General features: G+C 65.1%; 13 protein-coding genes. All 13 read right to left on the minus strand.

All coding sequences use genetic code 11. The annotated features are described in order from the left end of the window. Positions 1-175: 175 nt before the first annotated feature. Entirely contained in the window at positions 176-1,084 is a 909-nt protein-coding gene (locus tag ACVIHF_RS17875) for a hypothetical protein (protein WP_253608327.1), read from the minus strand. A 205-nt stretch (positions 1,085-1,289) separates the two neighbouring features. Next, positions 1,290-2,075: an aldo/keto reductase gene (locus ACVIHF_RS17880; protein ID WP_310880562.1), complete on the minus strand. Its 786-nt coding sequence runs from the start codon at positions 2,073-2,075 to the stop codon at positions 1,290-1,292. A 63-nt stretch (positions 2,076-2,138) separates the two neighbouring features. Further along, complete coding sequence (locus ACVIHF_RS17885) at positions 2,139-3,470, minus strand: cytochrome-c peroxidase (protein ID WP_253608325.1); 1,332 nt, start codon at positions 3,468-3,470, stop codon at positions 2,139-2,141. Positions 3,471-3,579: 109 nt separating this feature from the next. Continuing rightward, on the minus strand, positions 3,580-5,226 hold the full coding sequence (locus tag ACVIHF_RS17890) for a phospholipase C (protein WP_256558989.1): 1,647 nt from the start codon (positions 5,224-5,226) through the stop codon (positions 3,580-3,582). 474 nt (positions 5,227-5,700) lie between these two features. Next, positions 5,701-6,585 (minus strand): alpha/beta fold hydrolase, encoded by an 885-nt coding sequence (locus ACVIHF_RS17895; RefSeq protein WP_253608323.1) that lies wholly within the window; start codon positions 6,583-6,585, stop codon positions 5,701-5,703. A 45-nt stretch (positions 6,586-6,630) separates the two neighbouring features. Further along, positions 6,631-8,043, minus strand: a complete 1,413-nt coding sequence (gene hydA, locus ACVIHF_RS17900; protein ID WP_253608322.1) for a dihydropyrimidinase — start codon at positions 8,041-8,043, stop codon at positions 6,631-6,633. Beyond that, positions 8,043-8,807 (minus strand): aspartate/glutamate racemase family protein, encoded by a 765-nt coding sequence (locus ACVIHF_RS17905; RefSeq protein WP_253608321.1) that lies wholly within the window; start codon positions 8,805-8,807, stop codon positions 8,043-8,045. Before ACVIHF_RS17905 ends, hydA begins: the two co-directional genes overlap by 1 nt. Then, positions 8,804-9,562 carry a GntR family transcriptional regulator gene (locus ACVIHF_RS17910; protein WP_057020880.1) on the minus strand — a complete coding sequence of 253 codons (759 nt, stop codon included), beginning with the start codon at positions 9,560-9,562 and terminating at the stop codon, positions 8,804-8,806. The genes ACVIHF_RS17905 and ACVIHF_RS17910 overlap by 4 nt, the downstream gene beginning before the upstream one ends. A 63-nt stretch (positions 9,563-9,625) precedes the next feature. Continuing rightward, entirely contained in the window at positions 9,626-10,402 is a 777-nt protein-coding gene (locus tag ACVIHF_RS17915; protein ID WP_076834556.1) for a maleate cis-trans isomerase family protein, read from the minus strand. Between the two features lie 52 nt (positions 10,403-10,454). Further along, on the minus strand, positions 10,455-11,759 hold the full coding sequence (locus ACVIHF_RS17920) for an MFS transporter (protein WP_028336433.1): 1,305 nt from the start codon (positions 11,757-11,759) through the stop codon (positions 10,455-10,457). Between the two features lie 440 nt (positions 11,760-12,199). Further along, positions 12,200-13,516, minus strand: a complete 1,317-nt coding sequence (locus ACVIHF_RS17925; protein WP_253608320.1) for an MFS transporter — start codon at positions 13,514-13,516, stop codon at positions 12,200-12,202. 84 nt (positions 13,517-13,600) lie between these two features. Beyond that, on the minus strand, positions 13,601-15,049 hold the full coding sequence (gene phnY / locus ACVIHF_RS17930) for a phosphonoacetaldehyde dehydrogenase (protein WP_253608319.1): 1,449 nt from the start codon (positions 15,047-15,049) through the stop codon (positions 13,601-13,603). Positions 15,050-15,075: 26 nt separating this feature from the next. Further along, positions 15,076-16,323, minus strand: coding sequence for a phosphonoacetate hydrolase (gene phnA, locus ACVIHF_RS17935; protein ID WP_375166701.1), 1,248 nt, complete (start codon positions 16,321-16,323; stop codon positions 15,076-15,078). Positions 16,324-16,332: the final 9 nt, after the last annotated feature.

Here is a 16,332-nt window from a genome sequence, read left to right on the forward strand (position 1 = left end):
GCTGCGCTCCCTCTCCCCGTTCTTACGGGGAGAGGGTTGGGGTGAGGGGCTGTTTCCGCATCGACGGAGAGAGACGCGTTCGCGGAGACTCCCCCTCACCCGGATTGCATCTGGCGATGCAATCCGGCCTCTCCCCGCACGCGGGGCGAGGCCGAGTGCGCCGCTCGTCCCTGGTCTACGACGCGAAATCGCGCGGGCTGAAATCGAGGTCGAGCACCTTCCATTCGCCATAGCGATCCCGCGGCAGCATCGCATAGGGCTGGCAGGCCTGCAGCGCATCGGTCGCGCTCTTCAGCAACAGCGGCCCCTTTTCCGAGGCGGTGGCTTCGATCAGCAAGGGTGACGCGGCGAGCTTGCCGTCAGGCTTCATGAACACCCTGAGCTTGATCTTCACGTCGTCGCCCGCGCTCAGCGTCGGCGGGAGCTTCAGGCAGGTCTTCAGGTGACGGCGGAATTCGGCAACCACGCTCGAGCCGACATCGGCCTGCTCGGTGGCGGCCGCGTCGAAATTGTCCTTGCCGGGTCCGGGGCCGGACGGCGCGCTGGCTGGCGGTTTCACGGAGATATCGGGCGGCAGGCCGAGCATGACGTTGTATTTGACCGAAAGATCAGGCTCGGGCTGCGCATAGGCAGGCGGCGACGCTGCCGCCTGTTGCTGCGCCGCTGGCTGGGGCATCGGTGGCGTTTGCTGTGCCGGCGTGGGCGGCGGCTCGGCCGCGGCACGTTGCGGTGCCGGGCTGGGCTTGGGCGCCGGCGGCGTCGCCTGCTTCTCCGGCGGCTGCGGCGCGGCCTGCTGCTTCTGCGGCGCGGGCGCCTGCGCCGATGGTTCGGGCTTGGCCGAATCCACCGGCTTATCGAGCGACGGCAACTGCAACTCGGGCGTCGGCGACGGGCTCGGTGCCGGTTCGGGCTTGGTCTCGACCTCGGACTTGGCGACCTCCTGCGGCGTCACGATCTCGACCGGCACCGTGTCAGCGGCAACGGGATCGAATTGATGGACCTCCGAATAAAGGAAAATCAGCGCGAGCAGCATCAGGTGCACGAACACCGACGCCATCAGATCCGCGTTTGGCCGAAACTTCATCCCACTCGATCACATCAGTGACGTCTCTCCCCGCCGGGCTACAATACCGGCCGGAACCCGCCTGCCTCAATCCCCATTCGGTCCAAAGCCGCAATCGGCCAGCGGGGCATTAGCATGATCCGGATCAGGACCCAGCCATTTTTCCAAAACTTGATGCTTTCCAAGACTTGATGCTCAGGCAAAGACCCATGCATCGCGGGGCTCATCATCGCGCGTCAGCGCTCCCGATCGCCGAGATCTCGCGCATGTCGTCAACCGACAGTTCGAAATCGAAGATGTCGATGTTCTCCTGAAGACGTTCGAGCTTCGAGGTACGCGGGATCGCGGAGACATTCTGCTGCACCAGCCAGCGCAGGCTGACCTGGGCAGCGGTCTTGCGATAGCGGTCGCCGATCCGCGCCAGCGCGCGGTCGCCCTTGACCCGTCCCTTCGCGATCGGGCTGTAGGCAACGAACGCCATGCCGTGGCGTCGACAGGCCTCGATCACATTGGCCTGGTCGAGATAGGGATGGTACTCGACCTGGTCGCACGCCAGCGGCTCGGGACATGCCGCCACCGCCTCCTCGATCAGCGCCACGTTGAAATTCGAGACACCGATATGCCGCGCCAGGCCCGCCTGCCTGACCCGCGCCAGCGCGCCGAGCGTCTCGGCAAGCGGCACCTGTGCATTGGGCCAGTGCAGCAACAACAGATCGACCTCGGTTAGGCGCAGCCGCGCCAGGCTCTCCTTCGCCGACCGTTCGAGATCCTTCGCCATGAAATGCGTGGTCCAGACCTTGGTGGTGACGAACACGTCGTCGCGCTTGATGCCGGAGGCACGCAGCCCCTCGCCGACTTCGCGCTCATTGTCATAGATCTGGGCGGTGTCGATGTGGCGATAGCCGAGCCGCAACGCCTGCTCGACGATGCGGGCGCAGGTCCGCCCGCGCAGCTCCCATGTGCCGAGCCCGATTGCCGGGATCCTGGCACCGTTGCCTTCGACGACATTCATGCGCTCATTATGCGCGCATGACGAGGCCCTGCCAACTCGCAGTTCGGTTCCGCGATGGAACGTTCACCGCTCCGGCTGGTAGCCGTCGGTCAACGTCTTCAGGAAGGCGACAATGTCGGCCTCGTCCTGCGCCGTCATCGCGGGCGTGTCGCCGAGATGGCGCTCGAACGGCGGATCGCTGACGTCGACATTGCCGTGATATTTCTCCGGCAGGTCATCGTACTTGCGCACCGTGCCGTCGGCGCTGCGCGGAAAGACCTTCTCCGGATTGGTATCGCGGAAGTTATAGAAGTCGAGCACCTGCTCGAGGCTCGTGAAGACACCGTTGTGGAAGAACACGCGACGCGTTGCCGTGTTGCGCAAGGTCGGCGTCAGAAACATCCCGCAATATTGCGTCTGCTCGGCAATGTCGGTGCGGTACGGACCGCAGACCCCGAGATCGAAATGATCGGGATCGCGGTTGCCGGCGAGCGCGGCGTTGCGCGGCGCACCGAGCGCCTCATATTGGTGATCGGTGAACAGCGGCGGCAGATCGTCCCGGGTCGGCTGCGACGTATGGCAGCCGCCGCAATTGGCCTTGTCCGGATCATTGAACAATTGCAGGCCGCGCAATTCGCTCTCGTTCAATCGCGCCCTGCCCTCCAGCCAGTAGTCGAACTTGCTGGTGTAGGGATGGAAGCTCGGCTCCTCCACCTGATAGCGCGCGACGGCAAACATCGCCTCCGCGACCAGCAGCCGCGTATTGTCGAAGACACCGGCGCCGAACAGCTCGGCGAAGCGCGGCGCGTAGCTCGCCTGGCGCAGCTTCTGCGCCACGATTTCGATGCTGCCGCCGTCCATCTCGTTGGGATCGAGCAGCGGGAAGATCGCCTGGTCCTGCAGCGTATCGGCGCGGCCGTCCCAGAACAGTCCGCCCTGCGGCACGATGTTGACCGCCGACGCGGCAGTCCCGGTCGCGACCTTCTTGGCGCGCGGAGCCTGCTGGCCGAGCGCGGCCAGTTGCGCGAAGTCGACGACATTGTCGTCTTCGTCCTTTTCCGGCCCGATGCTGAAATTCGGCTGCCGCTCGAGATAGGTCAGGCCCGGCACGGCGCGTGTCCCTTGCCGGGATTGCGCGGGCCCGCCGAGCATCACCGGCCCATCATTGGGTGGCCCGTAGGCGTGGTCCGGACTGTGACAGGACGCGCATGACAATGCGCCCGACGAGGACAGCGACGCGTCGAAAAAAATCTTCTGGCCGAGCTGCGCCATGGCGGACAGCGGAGCAACAGGCGGACGCCTGAGCTGCACCGGGTTCGGATTGGTCCCCGGAAGTCCCTGCGTCTCGACGGCCGCAACGGCGCCGGCCATGCACAGCAGGCCGGCGCCGAGAAGCCACAAGGTGCGGCCATTCATATCAGATCCAGTGTCGTTAAGCGTTTTCGCGCGAACTGGAGACCAGTTCGCGCGAGCAGAACGCGTCAGGGCAGAGCTTCGGTTCTGATTGGATCAGAACCGAAGGGCGTTAGTGGTGATGGTGATCGTCCGGCGCGCTGACGATGACGGTGCCGGCGGTCGGATCGAGAAACAGCGTGTCCTGCCGGTACTCGTGGTCCTGGCCGTGGCCGCGCTCGAAGTCGAACATGTCGGCGATCGATTCGACGTTGTCGTCGAACGAGCCGCCGCCGAGACGCTGGCCGTGCAGCCAGTTGTCCTCGATGAAGCGAACGACGGAGGCCTGCGAGATGCGGGTGTGGCTGACGTAATTCCGCTTGGCGAAGGGCGAGATCACCAGGAACGGGACACGCGTACCGGGACCGCAGCGGCCGTTTACCGGCTGGCCGTTGAGGCCGTTCGGCGGCGTCTGCCTGCCGATACCGCGACCGCACTGGCCGGGACCGTTGACCTGGTCGGCGGTGGGATCATACGAGGCGCTGATCGGTGCAAGGTACTGGTGGTCGTACCAGCCGTCGGAGTCGTCATAGGTGATGATGACGGCGGTCTCGCCCCACTCCTTCTGCTTCTGCAGGAAGTTGATCAGCTCGACATTGCCGGCCTGCTCATCGAGCGGATCGGAGTTGCCAGGATGACCGTCCTGATAGGCCGGCATCTTGATGTAGGAGACGGCCGGGAAGTTGCCGGCCTTCACCGAAGCATAGAAGTCCTCGAGATCGTAGGCATGATTGGCCGGATCGAGCGTCTTGCTGCCGGGCATATAGGAGTGTCCGACCGCATTCACCGAGCTCGGTCGCGCATGGGTCGGGTTCGCGGTCGACTTGTAGTACTGGAACCAGGCGTGGTGCGGGATGTAGTCCACGACGGTGCCGTTGACGTTGCTCGAGAACGTGCTGCGGCCGCAGTTGGTGGTGCCGTTGCTGTTCTTGAGCGTCAGGTCGAAGCCGCCCATGAAGCTGCCCCAGCTGATCTGCTCGGCATTGAGCAGGTCGCCGATGTTCTTGCTGGTCATCAAGACCTGGCTCGTCGTGCTCGAGCAGGCATCGTAGGCAGGGTCGGTATCACCGATGAGCGTCAGGCCGCCCTGGCCGTCGGCGATCGACGATGACGAGCCGACGATGTTCTGCGCGCCGTTGGTCTGGCCGGACACGACCTCGAGCGCGCCGGGCGTCGACGGACCAAAGGTGTCGGTCCAGCTGTTGTCGCTCATCGCGAAGTTCTGGGCGTAATTCCAGAACGCGGTGACGGTGTTGCCGTCGAAATAGCCCATCACCTGCCCGTTGGTGCCGAACGCGCCGACGCCGCCGGCGGTGCCGCGACCGGTGAATTTCGGAAACAGGTCTTCCTTGCCGTTGTCGACCGCCTGCTGCTCGGGCGTATAGGCGTGGTTCTGCGACTTGGTGTTGGCCTGGGTGCGGTCGAGGCGGAACGGATTGGTTGCGCCGGTGCCGTTGGCCGGATTGGTGTTCGGGTTATTGGTCAACAGATTGGCGCTGGCGAGATTGTTGACCTTCGGCGTATGCGGCTTCGCCGTGAACGGAATCGAGCCGGTCGGGTTGGTCGCAACCGGGTAGGTTGCGAAGTAGTGATCGAACGAGCGGTTCTCGTTGAAGATGACGACGAGATGCTTGATCGGCGTTTGGGTGTGGATGTCGTGCGGATGATGATCGTGGCCGTTATTGCCCTTGTTGTCGTCCTGAGCGGCGGCGCTGCACATCACCGCAGCGGCAGCAACCAGACAGACTCCGACCGTCGAAAGAAATTTGGCTTTCACCGTAGTGCCCCTTTTTATTTTTAAGGATTTATGACGTCGACCTGCGACAAGTTATCCACCACCGATGACAGCGCTGTGTCGGTCGAATGAATGCGACGAACGATGATGCGCGCTCATGTCCGCATCGGTTGCAGATATCGGGGGACCAATCTTTGCGCGCATGACAGACGCCCTCCTCTTCCGTCTCACGCGATCGGCTATCTGTGGACGCGGTTTCGGTCACAAGACATGGAATTGAACGGATCGCGTTGGAGATGACTGCAGCAGTCAGCAATCATGCGAACAGGTTGTGCACCGCCGGCTGTCGCGGCTTGCTCACGCCCGAAAAAAATCCGCGCCTTCCGGGGATGTGTCCCGAAAAGCGCGGATGCTTGGTCTGGTGGCGGATGAAGGCCGCGATTCAACTCGGCGTGAAGCCTACCCCTTCATTCCCGTGATCGAAGCACTGACCGCGCGCGGATCGCGCTGCGGCCAGCGGCCGCTCTCGACCTGCGCCAGGAATTCGCCGACGATCCGGTTGTATTCGTCGGGCTCCTCGATGTTGATGGCGTGGCCGCAGTTCGGCATCACCGCGAGCGCGGCCGACGGGATGCTCTGCTTCATCAGGATGCCCGGCAGCAGGCAAGGCCAATCCTCGTCGCCGGTGATGATCAGCGTCGGCACCTTGATCCGCTTCATCTCGTCGACCAGCGTGTAGAGCGAAGGGCGCTCCTTCTGTACGCCCTGCTGGGTGTTGGCCGATCCCACCGCCGAATGCTCGGCCAGCATGGCCTTGAACTCGGCATGGCCGCGCGGGTCCTTGTTCTCGTACTGCACGCGGGTCGGCCCGTAGGCGTAGCGCTCGGCGAAGGTCGGAATGCCCTCCTTGCGGATCATGCCCGCGATCACGTCGGCCTCGGCGCGAAACGTCTCGCGCTTATCGAGCTCGGCGCCGTAGCCGCAGCCACCGATGCATAGCGACAGCGCCCGATCAGGGTGACGTAATCCGAAATGCAGCGTCGCAAAGCCGCCCATCGACAGACCAACGATATGCGCCTTCGGCGCGCCGATGTGATCGAGCACGGCCAGGATATCGTCAGCGGCGCGCGCCTGCGAATAGGACGAGACCTGCTCCGGTACATCCGACGGCGGAAAGCCGCGCGCATTGTAGGCGATGGTCCGGAAGCGCTTGCCGAAGTGCCGCATCTGCGGCTCGTAGCTGCGCAGGTCGCCGGCGAACTCGTGAACCAGGATCACCGGATGCCCCGATCCGGTCTCCTCGAAATAGAGCCGCACTCCGTCGTCTGTCACAGCATAGGGCATGTTGATCTCCTGCCTTCTCTCTTTGCTTGTTACGGATTGGTCGCGTTACGGAATGGTCGCGGCCTTCAGCGGCTTGGCGCGCGGCAGATAGGTGCCGTGCTCCTTGCCGCCGATGAGCGTACCGTTATCGACGACGACCTTACCGCGCACCATGGTCAGCACCGGCCAGCCCGTGACCTCGAGCCCCTCATAGGGCGTGTAGTCCGCGCCGTCGTGGATCAACTCGTGGCGAATCGTGACCTTGCGCTTCGGGTCCCACAGCGCGATGTCGGCATCCGAGCCGACCGCGATGGTGCCCTTGCGCGGATAGAGGCCGTAGATCTTGGCGTGGTTGGTGGCGCTGAAGGTGACAAAGCTGTTGAGGTCGATCCGTCCCTTCACCACGCCTTCGGAGAACAGGATCGGCAGCCGCGTCGCCACACCCGGGATTCCGTTCGGCACCCAGCGGAAGCTGGTACGTCCCTTCGGCGCAAGCTTGCCCTGCGGGTCGTCGTAACGGAACGGACAATGGTCCGACGAGAACACCGAAAACACCTTCTGCTGCAGCCCTTCCCAACAGGCCTGCTGGCTGGCGACGTCGCGCGGCGGCGGCGAGCAGACGTATTTTGCGCCTTCCATGTTGAGCTGATCGAGATCCTTTTCGGTCAGCATGAGGTATTGCGGACAGGTCTCGCCCATGACCCGCAAGCCCCTTTGCTGCGCGCGCCGGATTTCGTCCATCGCCTCGCGGTTCGAGACATGCACGATCATGATCGGCACGTCGACGAGCTCGGACAGCGAGATCGCGCGATGGGTGGCCTCGCGCTCGACCGGGATCGGCCGCGAGGTCGCATGGAAGCGCGGCGCGGTGTTACCGGTCCGTTCGAGCCGGTCGGTCAGGAAGCGGATGGCGTCGAAATTCTCCGCATGCACCATCAGCATGGCGCCGGTCTCGCGCGCGACCGACATGGTCTCGAGCAGCTCGCGGTCCGACAGCGCGAGGCCCTCATAGGTCATGAAGACCTTGAGCGAGGTGTAGCCGTCCTCGACCAGGGCCGGCAGCTCCTGGCCCAGCACATGCTCGGTCGGATCGGTGAGGATGAGATGGAAGGCGACGTCGACATGGCACTCGCCTTCGGCCAGCGAATGGTAATGCTTCAGCGCCTCGCGCAGGGTCTGGCCCTTCTCCTGCAGACAGAACGGCAGCACGGTGGTGTTGCCGCCGAAGGCCGCCGATCGCGTGCCGCTGGCAAAACCGTCGGCCATTACGATGCCGTCACCGGACGGTTGGGCGAAGTGGACATGGCTGTCGATGCCGCCGGGCAGCACCAGGCGGTCGGTGGCGTCGATGATCGTGGCTGCATCGCCGAGATCATGGCCGAGCGCCGTGATCTTGCCGCCACGGATACCGACGTCGCAGGCGAAGGTGTCGGCCGCGGTCACCACGGTGCCGCCGCGGATAATGGTGTCGAAGGACATCAGTTTGTTCCCTCCTTCGGTGAGCGGTGTTCGATGATTGCGGCGAGTGGCTCGGCCAGCCCGCGCGTCGGCTTCGGATCGGGACGGCGGAAGGTGCCGGCCACCGCCTTGCGCGGCTTGAGCACGGCGAGCGTCTCCGCCTGCCGCACCGCCGCCGCGACCGGATCGACCACCGGCACCGGAATGCGGTCGCGGACTTTTGCCGCGAGTCCGGCAAGCGGTGCGCCCGACAGAATGACGACGTCGGCGTTGTCCTGATCGACCGCACGGTTGGCGAGCGCGACCAGCAGCTCCTCCTTCTCGGCCTGCACCTGCGAGATCGACTGGAAATGACCGTCAAGCGTGCGAATGCCGGCGCAGCGCGAGCTCAGCCCGTGCATGGCGACGCATTCCTCGTACCAGGGCGCCAGCGCGCCGGCGAAGGTGACGATACCAAACCGGCGGCCGAGCATGCAGGCCGTGAGCATCGCAGCTTCGGCCAATCCCACGACGGGGAAGGCGAACAGCTCACGCGCGCCGAACAGGCCGGGATCGCCGAACGCCGCGATGACAGCGGCATCGACGCCGGGGCCGGCTTCGGCCAGCATCTCCAGCGCGATCGCACCACCGATCTGGGCCTCGGCGCGGGTCGCGATATAAGGCACGCCGCGCGCGGCGGTGAGCGGCACGAGCTCGGTGCCGGCGGATGCCGCCTTGCTGCCGGCGGCATGGAGCAGATCCGTCACATCAGCCGTCGTGTTGGGATTGAGCAGCAGGATCTTCATGGCGCAACGTTCCTCGTCTTGCGGCCGCGCGGCCTTGCCGGTGCCTCCGGTGCCGCGGCGTCGTCCGCCTTGTCGTTCATTGCCTTGGCATCCAGCGTCTCGGCGACGATCTCGCCAGTGCGGCGCACGTGGTGGGCCAGTATCTGTCCGGCCCGGGCCGCATCACGCGCCTTCAGCGCCGACAAAATCTCCTGATGCTCTTGCACCGATTCATCCCAGCGGCCGAGCACCGACAGCGCGAAGAAGCGCGCCCGCTCGGCCCGCGCCAGCAGCGCCTCGTGCGTCGCCTTCAACACGGCATTGCGGGCGAAGCCGACGATCGCCGAATGGATCTGCTGATTAACTTGAAAATAATCGCGCAGCTCGCCGCGGCCGTGATGCCATTCGATCTTGTCCTGCAGCGCCGCGAGCCGTTCGAAGTCGTCCGGCTCCATGCGCAGCGCGGCGAGCTCGGCGGCGCAGCGTTCGATGCCGCTGACGGCCTCGAACAGTTCGGCGAGTTCGGCACGGCGGAACGGCGCCACCACGGCGCTGTGGTTGAGCCGCAGCTCGACCAGGCCCTCGCTCGCCAATTGCTTCAGCGCCTCGCGCAGCGGCGTGCGCGAGACGCCGAGCGCGTCGGACAGGTCCGCCTCCCCCAGCGATTGCCCCGGCGCCAGCTCGCCGCGCACGATCATGGTGCGCAGCCGCGCCGCAGCCTGCTCGTGTAGCCCGACCCGCGGCACACGCAGGCGGCGCCGTTGCAGCGCGGTCATCGCGCGCTTGGGTTCCTTGTTACGTCTGGTCGCCTTGGGTTCAGTCACCGCTTGCCTTCACTGTCATGATTGGAGATCGCGCCCTCCCACGTGGATCGCGGCGGCCGCGCGCAGATCGGGGTTCGAGAACAGGCTGCCCCAGCCCTGCACGCGCGACGGATCGCAGCCGGCCGCGGCAAGGCATGCCCACAGCGTCACCGCAATCGAATCCAGCACCGGGACGCCAAATCCGCGCTCCAGCCGCTCGGCCGCGCCGGCGCCGCGCATGTTGGTACAGAGCACGACGGCGGCATCGCAGCCCTCGCGCACCACCTCCTCGATCAGCCGCGCGACCTCGGCCTCGCTGACCTCGGCAAAGGAGAAATTGTCCTGCAGCGACAGATGCCGCTCGGCAAAACAGTGCAGCCCTTGCGAATTCCAGTTGGCGACGATCCGCTCCTGCACGTCCTTGCGATACGGCGTCACCAGCCCGATGCGGCTGGCGCCGATCCGCCGCAACACGTCGCGATAGGCCAGCACCGTGGTACAGGCCTTGATACCCGTTGCCGCCGTGATCTCTTCGCACAGGCTCTCGTCGCGGTCGAAACCGAGCCAGCTTGCCGAGGTGCCATTCCAGGCGATGACGTCGACCTTGGCATGCGCCAGCAGCTCGGCCGCGCGAAGAATCTCGCTGGCGTCGAACTGGCGCAGCGCCTGCTCCGACAGCGCGATCTCGGTCACCTTGAAGCGCGAGAAATGCGCCGAGACGTCGTCGACGCCCGATAGCATCGCGCAGGTGATCGGCTCGAGCGCGGTATTCGACGACGGCGTCAGCATGCCGAGCCGGACGGGACGTGTCATTGGTGAGCCTCATCAAGCGGGCGAATCCTTGGCGGATTCGGCCGCATCCGTTTTAGACCGGGAGCTTGCGGCTGTAATCGATCAGGGTCGAGCAGATCAACAGCGCAATGCCCGCGGCGGCGAAATACATCAGGGCCAGGAAATAGGAGCCGGTGGCCTGCACGATGAAGCCGACGATCAGCGGCGTCGTGATGCCGGCGATGTTGCCGCCGAGATTCATGCAGCCGCCGAGGAAGCCGGACTTGCCGCGGCCCGCCAGCGCCGACGGAATCGCCCAGTACATGCCGCACCAGCGCAAGAAGAACAGCGTCGTCGACAGCAGCACCACGACCGCAACCGCGTTGGTGACGTAGGCGACGAGGAAGATCGACACCGTCGCCATGATCGCCGCGATGCCGAACAGCGTGCGGAACACGGTGTTGGGCGACCCGCCCCGCTCCCGCCAGTTATCGCCGATCCAGCCGCCGACCAGTTCGCCGACGAAGCCTGCGAAGAAGATGATGAAGGACGCGCCGCCCAGCGCCTTGATGTCGAAGCCGTGCACCTTGAACAGGTAGGTCGGCATCCAGGTCAGCAGCCCGTAGAACGTGGTGTTGAAGAACATCCAGCCGAGGCACATGCACCACACCGAGCGAAACCGGAAATACGCCATCCAGCTTGCGCCCGAAGACGGCGGCGTCGCCGCATCCTCGATCGCGTGCGCCTCCTCGAGATAGCGCGCCTCGGCTTCATTGACCGACGGATGCTCGCGCGGCACGTTGCGGATGTAGTACCAGGCCCACAGCCCGCACAGCATGGTGCCGACGCCGGCGATGACGAAGGCGACGCGCCAGGAGCTGAACGCCGCCATCAACCAGGCGATCACGATCGAGCCGAGCGCCGCACCAAGCGGCGCGCCGCCGTCCAGCAAGGTGGCGCCGCGGCCGCGCTCGGTCTGCGTCATCCAGATCGCGTTGAGCTTGCCGCCGGCCGGATAGATCGGCGCTTCCGACGCGCCGAGCCCGAGCCGGGTCAGCAGCAGCAGCATCCAGCTGGTGGACAGCGCCGCCAGCGCCTGGAAGAAGCCCCAGAACAGCGTCGCGAGCGCGATCACGATACGCGGCTTGAAGCGATCGGCGAGCATGCCGCCCGGCACCTGCATCAGCGCATAGGTCCAGAAGAACGAGCTCAGGATCAGGCCCTGCATCGCCGGATCGATATCGAACTCCTTGGCGATGACCGGCATCGCGACCGAGAGCGAGGCGCGATCGATATAGTTGATCGAGATCAGGAACAGCATCAGCAGGAAAATCTTCCAGCGCACGCCTGAAGGCTTTGCCGTATCTGCCATTGCGATGGTGGACACCTGATCGCTCATTGCTTGCTCCTCCCGACAGATTGTTTTGCCCTGCCGCGCCCCTCGTCCTTGACGGTCGCTGGCCTCTCCTGCCCTGCGTGAAGTCTGCTTCAAGGCGGCAAACGGGACAAGCACATTTTGTATTCTGCATACAATTTAGTTTATCTTATTGATATAAGTCGATATTTTATCAATCTTGCGCTTCAATTGAGCAGCCGATGATCAGGAATTGGGCGTCAGGTCAGCCGCACGAGGCAGGCGATTGCAGGGAATTGGCCCGGCGTCGCCGCTGCAACAATCGCCCGCCTCGGTGCTCTGCTCACTGCAAAAACGAGCCTAGCCCGCATGAGCGAAGCGACATGCGGGGACAAAACCAGCCCCGGATATCGCTTCGCTCATCCGGGCTACGTAGGCACGGACAGCGGCGCCCCGGGGCCGTTGCCCGGGACGCAGTGAGTGAGCTAGCGACGGATGAAGGCCGCCACCACCGCGCTGGAGGTTGCGCAGACGGCGACCACCAGGAACACCAGCGAGGTCTGGTTATGCTTGTCCATGAAGTGGCCGATCATCGGCTCGCCGAGACCTGCGAACAGGTAGGCGAAGAAGTTCATCACCCCGGTCGCGGTCCCTGCCCGTTTGTGGCCGACCAGATCCGGGCACAGCGCCCAGAACGAGGATTGCGGACCGTAGGTGAAGAAGCCGCACAGGAACAGCACGGTCATCCCGAGAACGATGTCCGAGGTCGGGATCGCGTACATGCACAGCGAGGTGACCGCGGCGAGCGCCATGTAGAGCACGATGGCGAGGTAGCGGCGCGAGCCGAACACCTTGTCCGAGACCCAGCCATTGCTGAACGCGCCGACCGCCATGCCGACCGGCAGCGCGATGCTGATCCAGCGCGGATCGATCACCGAGGCGGCGCCGGCCTTGGCCCAGTTGCCGCCGAGGAAGTGGACGGGCACCCACACCAAGAGGCCGTAACGCGCCGCGTTCTGGAAGCCGATCGCGACGCCGGCGACCAAAAGGCGCCAGTTCGACAGCACCGCCTTGTAGCGCGCCAGCGAGCCCTCATTGGCGCTGACCGCAGTTTCCGCAGAGGCGACATCGTCGGCCTCGTCATGCGGCGAGGCAAAGCCCATGTCCTCGGGCTTCTCGCGCGCGATCAGATAGAACGCGATGCCGCCGAGCAGCAGCAGCACGACCGGGATACGGAAGATCCAGCGCCAGTCGAGCTGGAAGTAGCCGACCACGACCAGCGAGGTGACGAACGACAGCACCGAGGCGAGACCGGCCGCGAATGTATAGAGTCCGTAGACCGTGCCGCGCTCGTGGCGGCCCCACCAGTTCGACAGCAGCCGGCTGCCCGGCGCCCATCCCATCGACTGGAAATAGCCGTTGATGCCCCAGAACGCGGTGAGGCTGACGATCCCGGTCGAGAGACTGGTGGCCCAGTTCATGATGAAGGAAAGGATCGCGCCCGCGCTCATCACGCGGCGGCCGCCGAACTTGTCGCCGAGATTGCCGTTGATCGCCTGCCCGACCGCGTAACACCAGAGCAGCGCCGCGCTGGCCCAGCCCAGCGCCTCCTTGGTGACGCCGAACTCGGCCTGGATGCCGGGAATGGCGAAGCCGAAGGTTTGCCGCCCGGTGTAGAAGAACAGATAGCAGAACATCGCCGCGAACAGCATCCGCCACTGCGCGCGGCGGAACGATGTCGCGAGCTCCGGATTTTGCACTCCGACCGAGCCGACGCCCGACGGACTGAACGTGATCGACATTAAGGCCTCCCCTGATTGATTGGTGATTGCAGTCGGCCGCCGCGTTGTTCTTGTTGCGCGCGTGCGGCCCTCGTTCGGACGTCCCTATGCCGGCCAGGGCAGCGAATAGGTCTTGACGTTGGTGAAGCTCTTGATCGCCTCCTGCACGCCTTCCTTGTAGCCAAGGCCGGAATCCTTGATCCCGCCGAACGGTGACATCTCGATCCGGTAGCCCGGCACTTCCCAGACGTTGACGGTGCCGACGTCGAGCTCATTGACGAACCGCGTGATGTAGTCGAGCCGGTTGGTGCAGACGCCAGACGACAGGCCGAACGCGGTCGCGTTCGAGATCCGGATCACGCTGTCGATGTCGTTGGGCACGCGGATGATCGGGATCACAGGCCCGAAGGTCTCCTGCATCACCAGCTCGCTGGTGTAGCGAATCCGGTCGACCACGGTCGGCGGATAGAGCGCGCCGTCGCGAGCGTTACCGTGCAGCAGCTCGGCGCCGTCGGCGACGGCGGCATTGACGCGGCGCTCGAATTCCTTCGCCGCGCCCTCATGGATCACGGTGCCGACGTCGACCGTCGGGTCCATCGGGTCGCCGCATTTCAGCTTGCGCGCCTTCTTCAGCACCAACGCGACAAAATCGTCAGCGACCGCCTCGACGCAGAGGATGCGCTTGACGGCGGTGCAGCGCTGGCCGGAATTCTTGGTGGCGCCGGTGACCGCGAGTTCGGCCGCCTTGTCGAGGTCGGCGTCCTCCATCACGATCAGCGGATCGTTGCCGCCGAGCTCGAGCACCAGGCGCTTGTAGCCCGCTTTATTGGCGATGTGCTTGCCGACCCTGACCGAGCCGGTGAAGGTCACGAGATCGGCGTCCGGATCGGTGATCATCGCATCCCCCATCGAATGCGGATTGCCGGTCACCACCGACAGCATCTCCGGCGGCAGCCCGGCTTCGTACAGCACGTCGGCGAGCGCGAGCGCGGTCAGCGGCGTCAGCTCGGTCGGCTTCAGCACCACGCGGTTGTTGGTCGCGATCGCCGGCGCGATCTTGTGGCTCACCATGTTGAGCGGATGGTTGAACGGTGTGATCGCCGAGATCGCGCCGAGCAGCGGGGTGCGCGTCGTGAAGATCTTGCGCGCCTTGCCCTGCGGGCTGATGTCGCAGGAGAACGTCTCGCCGTCGTCCTTGATCGCGAGCTGGCCGGCAAACGAATAGACGTCATAGGCGCGCCCGGCCTCGTAGAGCGAATCCTTCCAGCACAGGCCGGACTCGGCGGTGATCAACCGCGCAAATTCCTCCTTGCGCCCGGCCAGGATCTCGGCGGTGCGCAGCAGGATGCGCTGGCGCTCGTAGCGCGTCAGCTTCGGCTTGAACGCGGCCGCCTTGGCGAAGGCGCTGCGCACATGCTCCGGCCGCGCCGCCGGCACCGTGCCCACCACCTTGTTGGTGTAGGGACTGAAAACCTCGACATGCTCGTCGGTGTCGACGAGGATGCCCGCGATGCGCATCTGCTCATGGCGAACGGCCGGGCTCTGGATGTTCATGGCACTGTCCTTGGGGTCCGAATGCGTCACTGGATGCGGTTGAGCGCGACGTCGAAGGCGTCGAAGTTGCGCAGGGCGTGGCCGGCGGGCAGCGCGATCTTGCGGTTGGCGATCAGCGGCACCCGCTCCTCGGTCAGTCCGCCATGCGAGCGCAGCGGCTCGGTCAGGCCCGACAGATCGTGACGCGCCTCGCTGGTGCCGAGCACCTTGTGCCTGGTCGAGATCACGACGATGTCGCCGATCCGGTCCGGCGGCAGCTCGAACCTGGCGCAGGCCTCGTTGCGCGTCAGCGCGACCTCGATGCCTCCCGTCGCACGCAGCCGCGACAGCAGCGTGTCGACGTTGGCGCCCTCCGGCGTGTAGATCGTCGCGAACGAGCCGAGCGAGCCGTGATGGGCGACATAGGGATCGGTGATCGGCAGGATCACGCGTGCGGCACCCGTACCCGTCCAGTCGTCCATGACGTCCTGGAGGTAGATCACGTCGGGCTTGCCGTCGGGCAGGAACTTGTCGTTCATGCCGTGGTCGGCGGTCGCCACGATGTTGCAGCCGAGCGCATCGAGCTTCGCGAGATAGCCGTCGATCATCGCGTAGAAGTCGTTGGCGATCTTGGTGCCGAGCCCGACCTTGTGCTGGATGTAGTCGGTGGTCGACAGGTACATCAGATCGGGACGGTAGCGCTCGACCAGCTTGACGCCGGCCGCGAACACGAAGCGCGACAGATCGGCGGAGTAGACCTCGGGCAGCGGCAGGCCGACGAAATCGAGCACATCATCGATGCCGTTGGCGGCCTTGGTGGCCTGGTCGGCCTTCTCCGACGAGAACGCGATGGCGCGGCCGCTGGAATAGTCCAGACCGTACGCAAGCAAGGTGCGCAGCTTGTCCTTGGCGGTGACGGCGGCGACCTTGTAGCCGGCGTCGTGGACACCGGCGAGGATGGTCGGTGCGCGCAGGAACTTCGGATCGTTCATCATGACTTCGGCGTTGTTCGCCGTGTCATAGAAGTAGTTGCCGGCGATGCCATGCACCGCGGGCGGCCGTCCGGTGATGATCGAGAGGTTGTTCGGATTGGTGAAGCTCGGGATCACGCTGGCGGCATGGACATGCGCGCCCTCCTTCATGAAGCGCGCGAAGGTCGGCGCGACGCCGGCCTCGATCGCCCGCTCGATATAGCCAGGCTCCGAGCCGTCGAGGCAGATCACGACCGTCGGCCGCGTCGGCGCGTCGTAACGGCGCCCGTTGACGGTGATTGTCTTGCGATTGTCTTGCATGATACCTCTCCT

The organism is Bradyrhizobium sp. USDA 4506 (assembly GCF_054058795.1).

Coding starts and splice junctions, on each gene's coding strand:
- ACVIHF_RS17875 (WP_253608327.1), bottom strand. CDS start 1,084: ATGAAGTTTCGGCCAAACGCGGATCTGATGGCGTCGGTGTTCGTGCAC.
- ACVIHF_RS17880 (WP_310880562.1), bottom strand. CDS start 2,075: ATGAATGTCGTCGAAGGCAACGGTGCCAGGATCCCGGCAATCGGGCTC.
- ACVIHF_RS17885 (WP_253608325.1), bottom strand. CDS start 3,470: ATGAATGGCCGCACCTTGTGGCTTCTCGGCGCCGGCCTGCTGTGCATG.
- ACVIHF_RS17890 (WP_256558989.1), bottom strand. CDS start 5,226: ATGTGCAGCGCCGCCGCTCAGGACGACAACAAGGGCAATAACGGCCAC.
- ACVIHF_RS17895 (WP_253608323.1), bottom strand. CDS start 6,585: ATGCCCTATGCTGTGACAGACGACGGAGTGCGGCTCTATTTCGAGGAG.
- hydA (WP_253608322.1), bottom strand. CDS start 8,043: ATGTCCTTCGACACCATTATCCGCGGCGGCACCGTGGTGACCGCGGCC.
- ACVIHF_RS17905 (WP_253608321.1), bottom strand. CDS start 8,807: ATGAAGATCCTGCTGCTCAATCCCAACACGACGGCTGATGTGACGGAT.
- ACVIHF_RS17910 (WP_057020880.1), bottom strand. CDS start 9,562: ATGACCGCGCTGCAACGGCGCCGCCTGCGTGTGCCGCGGGTCGGGCTA.
- ACVIHF_RS17915 (WP_076834556.1), bottom strand. CDS start 10,402: ATGACACGTCCCGTCCGGCTCGGCATGCTGACGCCGTCGTCGAATACC.
- ACVIHF_RS17920 (WP_028336433.1), bottom strand. CDS start 11,759: ATGAGCGATCAGGTGTCCACCATCGCAATGGCAGATACGGCAAAGCCT.
- ACVIHF_RS17925 (WP_253608320.1), bottom strand. CDS start 13,516: ATGTCGATCACGTTCAGTCCGTCGGGCGTCGGCTCGGTCGGAGTGCAA.
- phnY (WP_253608319.1), bottom strand. CDS start 15,049: ATGAACATCCAGAGCCCGGCCGTTCGCCATGAGCAGATGCGCATCGCG.